Here is a 13303-nt window from a genome sequence, read left to right as displayed (position 1 = left end):
TAATATGAGTAGAATAAGAAGTGGAGCAAAGGAGTGAAAACAGATGCTGACCTTTGAAAAAGTGCTGGAGATTTTTGCGGATTATCTGGCCGCAGACGAGACCACCGAAGTTTATATCAGCCGTCATGGATGTGTAAGGGTTGAATTTGACCAGGACTTTCACTATTGCACCGGCGAGGTGTGCCATACTCCCAAGGAACTGTTCGACCTCTTAGCTGATGATTACCGGACTTATCTGGAGATTGAACTGACCAAAGGTAAACGGGAAGTGACGGAAGATGATGAGAGAGAAGCAGATGCCCTGTGCAAACGGCATCTGGAGCGTTGGAAGGAGGAACTGGAATGAAGATTTTGAAATGCCTGCTGATGATCGTAACTGCACCGGTCATTTTGGTGCTGACGCTTTTTGTCTGGCTCTGCATGGGGCTGATCTACATATCCGGTCTGGTGCTTGGTCTGCTCAGCATGGTAATTGCTCTGCTTGGTGTGGCTGTGCTTATTACCTATTCCCCGCAGAATGGTGTGATTTTGCTGGTTATGGCATTTTTAATTAGCCCGATGGGGCTGCCGCTGGCTGCAATCTGGCTGCTGGGAAAGGTGCAGAGTTTGAAATTTGCCATTCAGGATTGGGTGTATGGATAAAAAATACGCAAAGCCACAAAATGCCAAACACCGCCAAACACCGTCTGTTAAATTTGGAAAGAGGAACTATATATCAACGACTTTACTTTTGAACTAATATTGCGTATAATATTAGTGTGAAAGGAAGTGATATGATGGGACAATTTGAACAGCTGGATCAGATGCTAACAGAACAAGAAGGAATGCTGCGAACATCACAGGTCGTATCTTCTGGAATTTCAAAGCCGGTATTTTATGATTATGTGCGTTCACGAGATTTGGATAGAGTCGCACATGGGATTTATCTGTCTAAAGATTCTTGGGTGGATGCTATGTATCTGCTTCATTTGCGATTTGAACAAGCAGTATTTTCACATGAAACAGCTTTATTTTTTCACGATCTGACAGACCGTGAGCCAATAGAATATACAGTTACGGTCAAAACTGGATGCAATCCAAGCAAAATGAAAGCAGAAGGCATTCAAGTTTTTACGATTAAAGCAGACTTACATGATGTAGGACTTACAACAGCGAAAACTCCGTTCGGGCATACTGTGCCGGTTTATGATATGGAGCGGACGATCTGTGATTTGCTCAGAAGCCGCAGCAGAATTGAAATTCAGACCTTTCAGGGAGCGCTAAAATCTTATGCCCGTAGAAAAGATAAGAACCTGCGAGCTTTAATGCAATATGCTGGGATGTTCAAGGTGGAAAAAATTTTACGACAGTATTTGGAGGTACTTTTATGATAAAAACAGCAAGGCAGCTTAAAGATTTAATACGAAACCTTTCCAGAGAAAAATCCGCAGATGCTCAGATTTTAATGAGGAACTACATGATGGAGCGTTTTTTGGAGCGTATTTCTCTTTCTGAATATCGTGATAAGTTTATCTTGAAGGGTGGTATGTTGGTAGCAGCTATGGTTGGATTGGATGCTCGTTCTACGATGGATTTGGATGCAACCATAAAAGGAGCCAATGTCAATGTGGAGGATATTGAGAATCTAATTTCATCAATCGTAACTGTTCCGATTGATGATGGTGTTAAATTTCAGCTAAAAAGTATTTCGGAGATTATGGATGAAGCAGAGTATCCAGGTATTCGTGTCAGCATGAGTACAACATTCGATGGTGTAGTGACCCCTTTGAAAATTGATATTTCTACGGGAGATGCAATTACTCCAAGAGAGGTCCGGTATTCATTCAAACTTATGTTGGAAGATCGCTCCATTGATATTTGGGCTTATAATTTAGAAACTGTGCTGGCAGAAAAACTGGAAACTATTATTACCAGAGCCACAACCAATACCCGCATGAGAGATTTCTACGATATTTACATTTTAGAACAGCTGCATGGAACTACGCTGAACCTGAAAATTTTACATGATGCGCTTCTGGCAACTGCTCATAAACGGGGATCGGAGAAGTATCTTAACCAGGCTGAAGAAGTTTTTGACGAAGTGGAAAATGATTCAGTTATGCAAAAACTTTGGGAGGCATACCGTAAAAAGTTTTCTTATGCTTCTGACTTGGAATGGGATGTGATTATGAAAGCAATTCGCAGGTTATATGTTCTTTGCGAGAAGGGCATCAGCTTATGAAAAAGCATGGACACTATTGTAAAATTTGTGGCGAATACAAAGCCAACGAAAAATTTTCAGGCAAAGGTCATGCAGCCCACATTTGTAAATCCTGTGCTTCGCTACCAGCAGAAAAGCAGGCTGAACTGATGACACTGAATCGTCTTTTGAATCTTCCATGGAGGCTATCGAAAGAACAGTTGTCCTGGCTGAAAAATCGACTAAAGGATAGGCGGCCTGATGTCCGTGCATTGGCGCAAGAGCAATATGAAATGAGATTTCCACCAAGACACTTAGAAGATGATGAGTTCAATTTTTTCGATGAAGAAAGTTTTATAGAATAGTGAAAGCGGTCTGCTATGGCAGGCCGTTTTCTTTTCGGGAAGGAGGTCTGACCTATGGCAACCACGAGAATCATGCCGCTTCATGTCGGCAAGGGCCGCACAGAAAGTCGGGCGATCAGTGACATCATCGACTATGTGGCCAACCCAAAGAAAACAGATGACGGCAGACTCATTACCGGCTATGCGTGTGACAGCCGGACTGCGGATGCAGAGTTTCTTCTGGCAAAGCGGCAGTACATTGCCGCTACCGGACGAGTGCGAGGTGCGGATGATGTGATTGCCTATCATGTGCGCCAGTCGTTCCGCCCCGGTGAGATCACTCCGGAAGAAGCGAACCGGCTGGGTGTGGATTTTGCCAAGCGTTTTACCAAGGGCAATCATGCCTTTGTGGTCTGCACTCATATAGACAAATCGCACATTCACAATGTACGCCCGGATAGGGCAATGAGAAAAGCAGTATGAGGTACTGCCCCGTAAGATAACGCGGGAAACAACCAGCCTAACCGAAAGGCGAAAGCTGACACGGGAACACAGTACGGCTGGAAAGCGGTAAGTCACCTAAAGGCAATCGGGTGCGACTGAACCGCAATGTTAATCGGATATAAGGTATAAGTTGGATTTACTGAACGTGAGCTTCCAGTTTCTGTTATGTGCCGATAGAGGAAAATTGCCTGAAACCTCTGGTACGGAAAAGGCAAGTTATGGTTGTGGGCTTGTCGGTTATCAATCATTCCGTACAACCTGTAGGGGAACCTATGGTAACGAAGCGAAAGCGATACCGAGAATCCGAATTTACCAAGTCTCATTGCTAACCGGGGATGCCCTAACCAGGAGTGCCGCACGAAAGGGGGAATGAAAAAGCGGCTATGGCTTTGGAGCCTGAAAATCCTGCATGGGTACGGAGTGCTCGTAGTAGTCCGAGAGGGGTAATGACCCTTACATGGCGAAGGGGCACAGTTATTGCGCACTAAAATTAGAAGTTGATTAGGGAGGAAAACCTCACATGAAGCCAACAACGGAAATTTTAGCAAGAATCAGTCAAAACTCACTTGCAAATAAAGAAGAAGTATTTACAAAACTGTATCGCTATCTGTTGCGTCCTGACATTTACTTTGTGGCATACAAAAACCTGTATGCCAACAACGGTGCGGCAACAAAAGGAGTAAACGAGGATACGGCGGACGGTTTCAGTGAAGCCAAAATAGATAGTATTATCAAAGCATTGGCGGACGAAACCTATCAGCCCATGCCGGTGAGGCGAACCTATATCCAGAAGAAGAATAACCGCAAAAAGCTGCGTCCCTTAGGTATACCAACCTTTACTGACAAATTGGTGCAGGAAGTGTTGCGGATGATACTGGAAGCGGTATATGAACCTATCTTTCTGGATGTCTCCCACGGTTTTAGGCCAAAAAGAAGTTGTCATACGGCCTTAAAACAGTTGAGACGGGAGTTCAACGGTACGCGTTGGTTTGTTGAAGGCGACATCAAAGGTTGCTTTGACAACATCAACCACGCTGTTCTTGTAGGCTTGCTGAACAATAAAATCAAGGACGCTCGGATAACCAAGCTGATTTACAAATTCCTAAAAGCAGGATATTTAGAGAATTGGCAGTACCATAAGACGTACAGCGGTACACCGCAAGGCGGTATCATTTCTCCGCTACTCGCCAACATCTACCTGCATGAATTGGACAAGTTTGTAATGAAGTTGAAATCCGAATTTGACACGCCCGGAGTGGGACAAATCACACCTGAATACCGAGAGCTGCACAATGAAATCAAACGGCTATCCCACCGCTTGACGAAAGTAACAGGTGAGGAAAGGGAAATGGTGCTGGCAGAGTATAAGCCCAAACGTCAGAAACTGATGACCATTCCCTGCACTGCGCAGACCGACAAAAAACTGAAATATGTTCGGTATGCGGATGATTTTCTAATAGCAGTCAAGGGAAACCGTGAGGACTGTCAATGGATTAAGAGCAAACTGGCCGAGTTTATCGGAGATACACTGAAAATGGAACTCAGTGAAGATAAAACGCTCATAACCCATAGCAGTAAATGTGCAAGGTTCTTAGGCTATGATGTGCGTGTGCGCAGAAGCGGAAAAATAAAGCGGGGTGGCCCCGGTCATGTAAAAATGCGTACCCTCAATGGGGGTGTAGAACTGTTGGTGCCACTTAACGATAAAATCCGTCAATTCGTTTTCACTAAAGGTGTGGCGATACAGAAGAAAGATGGTTCCATGTTTCCAGTTCATCGGAAATATCTGGTTGGGCTCACAGACTTAGAAATCGTTTCAGTATACAATGCGGAGTTAAGAGGAATATGCAACTATTATGGTATGGCAAGCAACTTTTGCAAGCTGCACTATCTTGCCTACCTTATGGAATACAGTTGCTTAAAAACCCTTGCTTCAAAGCATAAAACCAGCCTATCCAAAACCATTGACAAGTTTAATGATGGCACAGGAAAATGGGGTATACCCTATGAAACGAAGCAGGGAAACAAAAGGCGTTACTTCGCAAATTACGCCGACTGCAAAGGCAAGGGCCCTGCTACGGATTACATCAGCAATGCTGCCGTTGTCTACGGATACGCAGTCAATACCCTTGAAAACCGGCTGAAAGCAAAGGTCTGTGAGTTATGCGGAACGACAGAGAGCGACCATTACGAGGTTCACCACATTAACAAACTCAAAAATCTCAAAGGCAAGGAATGGTGGGAAATCGCAATGATTGCCAAACACAGAAAAACGCTTGTGGTGTGCAGGGATTGCCACCGCAGTATTATCCACAAAAAGTGAGTTTTGTCTGAACGAGCAGTAACAGAGCCGTATACTCCGAGAGGGGTACGTACGGTTCCCGGAGAGGGTGGCGCAAACCTATCACAGCAATGTGACAAGGCGGTGCTTCCCTACTCCACCACATTATCTGGTCATCGGTCAGCTTAGAATATGACCGGAAATTCCGAAACTTTTGGGGCAGCACCAAGGCGGTCCGTCAGTTGAGCGACACCATCTGCATTGAAAACGGACTGTCTATTGTAGAGAACCCGAAACCTCACGGAAAGAGCTATAACAAATGGCTGGGCGATCAGGCAAAGCCCTCTCACCGAGAGCTGCTTCGTGTGGCGATTGATAATGCATTATCACAAAGTCCTGCTGACTTTGAGGAGCTGCTGAGGCTGCTGCAAGAGTCCGGCTGTGAGGTATCAAAGCGCGGAAAATCATATCGCCTGAAGCTCCCCGGTTGGGAAAAAGCAGCCCGCATGGACAGCCTGGGCGAAGGATATGGATTGGAAGATTTGCAGGCAGTTCTCTCCGGGAAGAAAGCGCATACCCCACGAAAGAAAACAGTCACACAGGCAGAGCCGCCGAAGGTCAATCTGCTGGTGGACATTCAGGCAAAATTGCAGGCTGGAAAAGGTGCTGGGTATGCTCGATGGGCTAAGGTTTTCAATCTGAAGCAAATGGCGCAGACAATGAATTACCTGTCAGAGAACAATCTGCTGGAGTATGCGGTTTTGGAAGAAAAGGCTGCGGCTGCCACGGCACATCACAATGAGCTTTCGGCGCAGATCAAAGCGGCTGAAAAGCGCATGGCAGAGATTGCTGTTCTGCGTACTCACATCGTAAATTATGCCAAGACCCGTGAGGTCTATGTGGCATACCGCAAGGCAGGATATTCCAAGAAATTTCGGGAGGAACATGAGGAAGAAATTCTGCTCCACCAGGCTGCTAAGAATGCATTTGATGAAATGGGAGTCAAGAAGCTGCCCAAGGTCAAAGAGTTGCAGACAGAGTACGCGAAATTGCTGGAAGAAAAGAAAAAGACCTATGCCGAGTACCGGCGTTCCCGTGAGGAAATGCGGGAGCTTTTGACGGCAAAGGCCAATGTGGATCGGGTCCTGAAAATGGAGGTAGAACAGGATGTTGAAAAAGAAAAAGACCACGGCCAGCGGTAAGCTGGTCCTGGTCAAAAGCGTTCGCAGAACGCGTAGCCACAGAATGAAATTCTGTGTTCAAAGGGGCTTGGGGGCGCTGCCCTCAACAAGCAAGCGGAGAGGAAAATCACGGAGGGAGTTTGCACTCTGCGGGTCGGTGTGTATTAACACCGGCATTGCTTGCCTCTTTTTACCCGGAAATGAAAGGAGCCAGTGAGGAAACAGTCAAATTTCACTCACCGGCTCAATTCGTTTCAAATTTCTCGGATAGTTCTGTTAGTTCTTTTGCGGTCTCCTGCGTATGGTGCAAGAGGGTTTCACGCATTTCTGATGGACAGCTGCAATAAAGCATCTTCATTTGATTGGCTCCCTCATCTTCTGGAGAAACATCTGGATTGATCAGAGAGTCCAGAGAGATCGGCAGCACCTTTGCCAATGCCTTCAAAATCAAGTAAGACGGATTCATCTTTCCCTTTTCGATGTTGGCAATCTGCTTGACAGATACATGACTCAGATCGGAAAGCTCTTGCTGTGTCAGGTCTTTTTTCTTTCGGGCTTCCCGCATTTTTTGTCCCAAAGCGGTTAAATCATCAATCGGCATAATCATTCACCTCAAATATATTTTATCGTGCTGATTTTCACAAGGGAATAACCTTATTGTGCTTGTCAACAAGGCTGATTATACCGATTTTGGAGAGGGATATTTCCACATACTTGTATTGTTCGAGTAAGAGAAATATAATGTACTCTGTGGAGGTGCGAAATGGACTATATGACACTAAAAGAGGCCGCCGAGAAGTGGGGCGTGACACCTCGTAGGGTAAACTATTATTGCGCCGGAGGGCGTATCCCCGGCGCTGTGAAAATGGCTGGTGTTTGGCTGATCCCTAAAACTGCGGAGAAGCCGATTGATGGCCGGACAAAACAAGGGAAGGAGCTGCGCCATGAATAAAATTTTAATTATAGATGATGACAGAGAACTGTGTGCTTTGATTAAACGCAGCGTACAATCGGAACATATTGAAGCTGATTTTTGTAATACCGGAAAAGAGGGCTTGCAGAAATTAAAAGAGCAGGAGTATCAGCTTGTGGTGCTGGATGTGATGATGCCCGGCATGGATGGCTTTGAAACGCTGGAAGAAATCCGCAAAGAAAACAGCCTGCCGATTTTGATGTTTACATCCAAAAATGACAGCATTTCTAAAGTGCGGGGCTTACGGGCCGGGGCGGACGATTATCTGACAAAACCGTTTGACATGGACGAACTGATTGCCCGTATTGCGTCCCTCATTCGCCGCTACACCCGTTTTAATCATCAAGCCGGAGCTGTGCAAAAACTGGATTTTGATGGATTGCAAATTGACCTTGAAAATCGTTCTGTTACGACGGAAAATGGCACTTTTGAACTTCCACCAAAGGAATTTGATCTGCTCCTGTACTGTGCAAAGCATCAGGGAAAAATTTTGACAAAACAGCAGATTTATGAGGAAGTTTGGGGCGAAGAATATTTCTATGATGACAGCAACATCATGGCGATCATCAGCCGGCTTCGTAAAAAATTAGAAGTCAATCCTTCCAGTCCAAAGTATATCCAAACGGTCAAAGGGATTGGCTACCGCTTTAACAAGGAGGTGTAGCCAGTATGGAAATCATCGTTTTCTTGTCCATTGGGATTGCTGTTGTGGCTGTGCTGACTTCCATCGTTCTCATTCGGCGCGTAAAAAAGCAAATCGCAGAAATGACTGATGCACTGGTTGATGTGAAAAACGGAAATGGCAACCGGCGTATTTTGTCTGCAGCAAATGAACTGACAGCCCCTCTTGCCTATGAAATCAATGAGATCGTTGTGTCCTATGAAAGCAGACTTTCGATGGTACGGCAGACAGAAGAAACCAACCGCCAGCTTATGACGAGCCTTTCCCATGATGTTCGGACGCCCCTTACCACTCTGATTGGGTATCTTGACGCTGCACACAAAGGACTGGTCACAGGAAAAGACCGGGATGATTATATTGAAACCGCCCGCCGGAAAGCCCATGATCTGAAAGAATATATTGATGTGCTATTTGACTGGTTCAAGTTAAATTCCAACGAGTTTGCTTTGGAGATCCAGAGTGTTGAGGCCGCAGAGCTGACAAGAAATATCCTGATCGACTGGATACCGATTTTTGAGGATAAACAGGTTGATTATGACATTGATATTCCTGAACAGCCTGTCCGGGTAAGATTGGATATGGACAGCTATATGAGGATCATCAATAATCTCATTCAAAATGTAATTGCTCACAGTCATGCGGACAAAATCAAAATTGTCCTGTCAAAGAAGGAAAATAACATGGAATTGTTGCTGGCAGACAATGGAGTGGGAATTGAGAAAGAAGATTTGAAACACATATTTGAACGGCTTTATAAGTGTGATAAAGGACGCTCTGAGAAAGGCAGCGGTCTTGGTCTTTCTATTGTCCACCAGCTTGTAGAAAAGATGGGTGGAAGCATAACAGTTGAAAGCGTACCGGGAAAAGGGACTGAATTTATGTTGCTTTTTCCTTTGGAGATTTAAGCGGGTTCCCGTCTTTATGGCGGGAGCCTTTGTCATTTTGCCGGATTTCAAATTGCAAGGTTAATGCAAGGTTGCGGCAAGGTTAATGCAAGGTTGGCATGATAGAATACCTTACAGAACAGGAGGTTTTGAATATGGACATCAATACAATCATTGAAACAAAAAATCTGACGAAGCAATACGGCTCACAAAAGAGTGTGGCTGACTTAAATATCCATGTGAAGCGTGGGAGAATTTACGGTCTGCTGGGCAGAAACGGAGCTGGAAAAACCACGACCATGAAAATGCTGTTGGGCTTAACGAAGCCGACTTCCGGGGAGGTCAAAATCTGGGGAAAGCCCTTGCAGGGGAATGAAAAGAAATTGTTGCCCCGTATTGGCAGTCTGATTGAGTCTCCCGGCTTTTACCCAAATCTGACCGGCACAGAGAACCTGCGTATCTTTGCTACCCTGCGGGGCGTACCAAACAATCATGCTATCAAAGATGCCCTGGATCTGGTAGGACTGCCTTACAAAGATAAAAAGCTCTTTTCCCAGTATTCTCTTGGTATGAAGCAGCGGCTTGCCATTGCCCTTGCCGTGATGCACGATCCGGAACTTTTAATTTTGGATGAACCGATCAACGGTCTCGATCCCATCGGTATTGCAGAAGTACGCTCCTTTATTCGGGAGCTTTGCGACGCAAGAGGAAAAACCATTTTGATTTCCAGTCACATTCTTTCGGAGATTTCCCTGCTGGCTGACGATATTGGAATTATCGACCACGGCGCATTGCTGGAAGAAGAAAGCCTTGCTGAGTTGGAGCAAAAAAGCAGTAAGCATATCCGGTTTACACTCTCTGATACTGCGCAGGCGGCAAGAATTTTGGAACGAAATTTCCATGAAAACCATTTTTCCATACAGGACGACCACAATCTGCGCCTGCACAACCTTGATCTGCCTGTTGGGAAAATTGTAACTGCCTTTGTGGAAAACGGATTGGAGGTATCGGAGGCGCATACTTGTGAGGAAAGTCTTGAAGATTACTTCAAGCGTGTGACGGGAGGCGAGGGAATTGCTTAAACTAATCAAATGCGAATTTTTGAAATTGAAACGGAAGAAATTTATTCCGCTGATTATTCTGGCGGCTTTCCTGTTTCCGATCCCGCTGACTTATCTGATGACAACGCCCTCTATGATGGAGCGATATACGGATCAGGCAGATGCTTTCGACGGACTATTTAACATGGTGTTAGGATATGGTATTCAGTTTTTACTGCCCTGCATTATCGGTGTGATTGCCGCTATCCTGTTTTTTATGGAACGCGACAACGACACATTCAAAAATCTGCGTACAATTCCCGTAACCAGCACGCAAATGGTGCTTGCAAAAATTATTGTCCTGTTTCTCTTTGGAATTGTTTTTTGTGTGGCTTCTACCATTGTAACAATTCTTTGCGGATTTGGAACATTAGAAGTTTATGGAATAGGCTATAAATTGTTTTTAGCGGTTGAAACAGGAATTTTCATTACGGCAGGAACACTCCCGTTGATTGTCCTTGTTGTCTTTTTCAGTAAGACCTATGTTTTTTCCATTTTGCTGTGTGTCTTTTACAGCGTTCTGAACATGAGTGCTACGGCATTGTTTGACACACTGCCTAAAACCATGTTATGGCTTCTGCCCACGCCACTGACTACATTTTGGAGTGCGGGAGATATGGCGGCTCATGGAATAAAAATGGACTTGGAGCAAATGACAGGGCTAATTCCTTCAACATTTCAAGTTGTATTCATTCTTGGGATCATGGCATTAGTTTCGTTCTTACTGATTGACAGATTATATAAGCAGAGGGGGGAATAAACATGGTTCGCATTGTAAAAACAGAATTTTATAAATTGAAAAGGTATCATATCCTTTGGGCGGGCGTTGCGCTCATGCTCCTATCCGTCCTGCTGACCTTGTTTACCTCTATGGCGAATGATGGTTCCGTTTGGGATTTCGCCTATCTTACAGAACAGGTCATCAAAAACAATATGTCCATGATTTTTCCGATGTGTATCAGCCTAATTGCTGGATATATGATTTCTCGTGAGCAGACGGATGACACATTGAAAAATATTCTGACTGTGCCGATCTCTTTTAAGAAACTGCTGACCGGGAAATTGATTGTGTGCGGCGTATTGTCTATTATTTTCGGGCTGATATGCAGCCTGTTTACAATCATAGCAGAAATGATTGTGGGATTTCCCGGCTTTGAAATTTCCTTAGCACTAAAGGCAACCTTGCAGATTACCGCGGTTAATTTCTTTTTATATCTTGCGGTTCTGCCGATTATCGCTCTTACTTGTCGGAGGGCAAGCAGCTTTTTAGTAGGTGTAATCATTGCTTTTGTCTATGGATATGGAGGGATGTTTGCCGCAGGAAATATGACATTAGCAAACCTTTATCCGATTACCGCAAGTCTCGGAATGGTAGGCTACCGTAGCTATGATACCGCAGTCAACTGGAATATCGGAACCTGTTCTTGCAGTCTTGTGCTTGCTGTCGTTATTTCTGCCATCTTGATTTTGTGCATGAAAGAGCGAGAAGCAACCCAAACAAAGAAAAAGGCCAAAAAGGTAGCACCAAAGAAAGGCTGGTGATGATTTCATGAAGAAAATAGTTTTAGCATTGGCATTTGTCCTTTTGGGAAGTTTTATGCTTTCTGGCTGTTCAAAAGATGAAATTCTCGATCATTATAATAATATCGTTCAGTCCGCTGGAGCCATAGAGCTTACAGGAAAGTTATCTTTGGAAGGAACAAAAGAAAAAGGGATCGATGATTATACGGGAACTTATACGGCTGATTATGAGAATTTTTCAGATACAGAGTATTTGTTCGGAGGAACTTCCATAAAGAGAGAAGCCGGTAAGGAGCTGTCTATTGACTGCACTTTGGAGGTTACGGAAGGTACTGCAAAAGTATTTTGGATTTCTGGATCTGATGAAGCAGTCACTTTGATTGAAACAACCGGAACTTATAGTGACACAATTACACTTCCTGATGGTGGAAATTATATCGGCATTGCGTGTGAGGACTTTACTGGAAGCATTGAATTGAATATTGAATAACAACTTGCCGCACGACGGCAAAAGAAAAAAAGCCGTCGTAAAGCAGACCTATTAACACGCCTAATATTGTCTTTCGGTGGCTTTGAAAAATTCAGAGCCGCCGTTTCTTTTTGCTCTAAGCAGAAACACAATGACCTCATGCAATCAGCAGGGGCGGCATAAAGGAGGATGCCGCCTTGTCTATTTTCGCTTTTTTTCATAATATCCATGATCTGCACCAACTAAAAAAAGCCTTGCGCCACCTCCGGGGAAATCTGATTGCCAATCGGCATTATCATTCTATCTAAATCAGCAGAATAATGAGTTTTTTTGTTGCGCCAGTTTCTCTTTATGGAGAGCTGGCGTTTTCTATTGCTGCTTTTTCCGGGAAGCTCCCAAAGTATACCGTTGCCGTTCCCCGCCTCCGTTCGGTTCACCCGTCAACCACCCGTGAATCGAAATGGAGGTACATAATGAAAAAAGTCAATCTTAGGGATCTGTATCCCGATGTTTATAAAACCGATCACTTTGTAGAAGTAACTGAAGATGTGCTGGAGACGATCCAAGCTGCTGAGCGTGCGGAAGCTGCCTATGACAGGAGGAGGTATCGCTATAAGGCTCACTACTCCCTGGACTGTGATAATGGCATTGAAAATGCAATTCTGCTGAAGCCTGCAACGCCGGAAATGCTTCTGGAGGAAAAGCAGATGCGGGAGCAGCTTTATGCCGCTGTGATGGCCCTGCCGGAGAAGCAGGCCAAGCGGATCTATGCCCGGTATTATCTGGGTATGCGTGTGAGCGAGATAGCAGTAGCGGAGGGTGTAGACCCAAGTCGTGTCCGTGACAGCATCCGGCGTGGTCTGAAGCAGCTGGCAAAGTATTTTTAGGATAGAATAACAAAGGGCGCAAGGTCTCAAAGTGCTTCTGGCACATGGCCTTGCGCCCCATTTGCATCCTTGTATTCTTCGAGCGAAAGAAATATAATAAGCCATATTGGAGGGAAACTATATGGATTATATGACGCTGAAAGAAGCAAGTGAAAAATGGGGTGTTACTCCAAGGCAGATCAATTATTTATGCGCCGGAGGGCGTATCCCCGGCGCTGTGAAGATGGCTACCATTTGGCTGATTCCCAAGGATGCAGAGAAACCGGCAGACCGCCGTTTCAAAAATACAAAAAAATAA

The 13303-nt window shown here is 44.8% G+C and carries 17 protein-coding genes and 2 pseudogenes; 17 read left to right on the top strand and 2 right to left on the bottom strand.

Going from position 1 to position 13303, the window contains the following annotated elements; translation table 11 throughout:
• The first annotated feature begins 43 nt into the window (after positions 1 to 43).
• From AAAT93_RS10105 to AAAT93_RS10070, 8 genes and pseudogenes are all read left to right on the top strand, one after another.
• Positions 44 to 346, top strand: a complete 303-nt coding sequence (locus AAAT93_RS10105) for a hypothetical protein (RefSeq protein ID WP_227573389.1) — start codon at positions 44 to 46, stop codon at positions 344 to 346.
• Positions 343 to 642, top strand: coding sequence for a CD1845 family protein (locus AAAT93_RS10100; RefSeq protein ID WP_227573388.1), 300 nt, complete (start codon positions 343 to 345; stop codon positions 640 to 642). The genes AAAT93_RS10105 and AAAT93_RS10100 overlap by 4 nt, the downstream gene beginning before the upstream one ends.
• Before the next feature lie 134 nt (positions 643 to 776).
• Complete coding sequence (locus AAAT93_RS10095) at positions 777 to 1370, top strand: type IV toxin-antitoxin system AbiEi family antitoxin domain-containing protein (RefSeq protein WP_431834929.1); 594 nt, start codon at positions 777 to 779, stop codon at positions 1368 to 1370.
• Entirely contained in the window at positions 1367 to 2221 is an 855-nt protein-coding gene (locus AAAT93_RS10090) for a nucleotidyl transferase AbiEii/AbiGii toxin family protein (protein ID WP_227573387.1), read from the top strand. Before AAAT93_RS10095 ends, AAAT93_RS10090 begins: the two co-directional genes overlap by 4 nt.
• The gene (locus AAAT93_RS10085) at positions 2218 to 2544 is read left to right on the top strand and encodes a hypothetical protein (RefSeq protein WP_227573386.1); all 327 of its coding nucleotides are present in this window, start codon (positions 2218 to 2220) and stop codon (positions 2542 to 2544) included. The genes AAAT93_RS10090 and AAAT93_RS10085 overlap by 4 nt, the downstream gene beginning before the upstream one ends.
• A 54-nt stretch (positions 2545 to 2598) precedes the next feature.
• Positions 2599 to 2970 (top strand): annotated as a pseudogene (locus AAAT93_RS10080) (relaxase/mobilization nuclease domain-containing protein); the annotation flags it as partial.
• Between the two features lie 577 nt (positions 2971 to 3547).
• Positions 3548 to 5350 carry a reverse transcriptase domain-containing protein gene (locus AAAT93_RS10075; protein ID WP_227573385.1) on the top strand — a complete coding sequence of 601 codons (1803 nt, stop codon included), beginning with the start codon at positions 3548 to 3550 and terminating at the stop codon, positions 5348 to 5350.
• A gap of 116 nt (positions 5351 to 5466) precedes the next feature.
• A pseudogene (locus AAAT93_RS10070) lies at positions 5467 to 6510 on the top strand (relaxase/mobilization nuclease domain-containing protein); the annotation flags it as partial.
• 223 nt (positions 6511 to 6733) lie between these two features.
• Here AAAT93_RS10070 and AAAT93_RS10065 read toward each other — a convergent pair.
• Entirely contained in the window at positions 6734 to 7090 is a 357-nt protein-coding gene (locus AAAT93_RS10065) for a helix-turn-helix domain-containing protein (protein ID WP_227573384.1), read from the bottom strand.
• Between the two features lie 162 nt (positions 7091 to 7252).
• Between AAAT93_RS10065 and AAAT93_RS10060 the strand changes: the two genes are divergently transcribed.
• The 7 genes from AAAT93_RS10060 to AAAT93_RS10030 all read left to right on the top strand — a co-directional run bounded on the left by AAAT93_RS10060 (position 7253) and on the right by AAAT93_RS10030 (position 12139).
• Positions 7253 to 7441, top strand: coding sequence for a helix-turn-helix domain-containing protein (locus tag AAAT93_RS10060; protein ID WP_054328120.1), 189 nt, complete (start codon positions 7253 to 7255; stop codon positions 7439 to 7441).
• Positions 7434 to 8126, top strand: coding sequence for a response regulator transcription factor (locus AAAT93_RS10055; protein ID WP_007037412.1), 693 nt, complete (start codon positions 7434 to 7436; stop codon positions 8124 to 8126). The genes AAAT93_RS10060 and AAAT93_RS10055 overlap by 8 nt, the downstream gene beginning before the upstream one ends.
• A gap of 5 nt (positions 8127 to 8131) precedes the next feature.
• The gene (locus tag AAAT93_RS10050; RefSeq protein ID WP_227573383.1) at positions 8132 to 9049 is read left to right on the top strand and encodes a sensor histidine kinase; all 918 of its coding nucleotides are present in this window, start codon (positions 8132 to 8134) and stop codon (positions 9047 to 9049) included.
• A gap of 134 nt (positions 9050 to 9183) precedes the next feature.
• The gene (locus AAAT93_RS10045) at positions 9184 to 10110 is read left to right on the top strand and encodes an ABC transporter ATP-binding protein (protein ID WP_195328151.1); all 927 of its coding nucleotides are present in this window, start codon (positions 9184 to 9186) and stop codon (positions 10108 to 10110) included.
• Positions 10103 to 10888, top strand: a complete 786-nt coding sequence (locus AAAT93_RS10040; RefSeq protein WP_054328123.1) for an ABC transporter permease — start codon at positions 10103 to 10105, stop codon at positions 10886 to 10888. Before AAAT93_RS10045 ends, AAAT93_RS10040 begins: the two co-directional genes overlap by 8 nt.
• Before the next feature lie 2 nt (positions 10889 to 10890).
• Positions 10891 to 11670, top strand: a complete 780-nt coding sequence (locus AAAT93_RS10035) for an ABC transporter permease (RefSeq protein WP_227573382.1) — start codon at positions 10891 to 10893, stop codon at positions 11668 to 11670.
• Between the two features lie 7 nt (positions 11671 to 11677).
• On the top strand, positions 11678 to 12139 hold the full coding sequence (locus AAAT93_RS10030) for a hypothetical protein (protein ID WP_227573381.1): 462 nt from the start codon (positions 11678 to 11680) through the stop codon (positions 12137 to 12139).
• A 221-nt stretch (positions 12140 to 12360) separates the two neighbouring features.
• Here AAAT93_RS10030 and AAAT93_RS10025 read toward each other — a convergent pair whose 3' ends face one another.
• Positions 12361 to 12555 (bottom strand): hypothetical protein, encoded by a 195-nt coding sequence (locus AAAT93_RS10025; protein ID WP_227573380.1) that lies wholly within the window; start codon positions 12553 to 12555, stop codon positions 12361 to 12363.
• 36 nt (positions 12556 to 12591) lie between these two features.
• On the opposite strand from AAAT93_RS10025, the gene AAAT93_RS10020 reads away from it, so the two are divergent.
• Together AAAT93_RS10020 and AAAT93_RS10015 are read left to right on the top strand one after the other, a co-directional pair.
• Positions 12592 to 13005 (top strand): RNA polymerase sigma factor, encoded by a 414-nt coding sequence (locus AAAT93_RS10020; RefSeq protein ID WP_227573379.1) that lies wholly within the window; start codon positions 12592 to 12594, stop codon positions 13003 to 13005.
• 121 nt (positions 13006 to 13126) lie between these two features.
• On the top strand, positions 13127 to 13303 hold the full coding sequence (locus tag AAAT93_RS10015) for a DNA-binding protein (protein WP_002594731.1): 177 nt from the start codon (positions 13127 to 13129) through the stop codon (positions 13301 to 13303).

Origin of the sequence: Coprococcus hominis (ex Arizal et al. 2022) (genome assembly GCF_040094675.1) — a bacterium.
Lineage (GTDB): Bacteria > Bacillota > Clostridia > Lachnospirales > Lachnospiraceae > Coprococcus_C > Coprococcus_C hominis.
The sequence above is the reverse complement of the archived record's forward strand: the minus strand, read 5'-3'. Positions and strand labels throughout refer to the sequence as shown.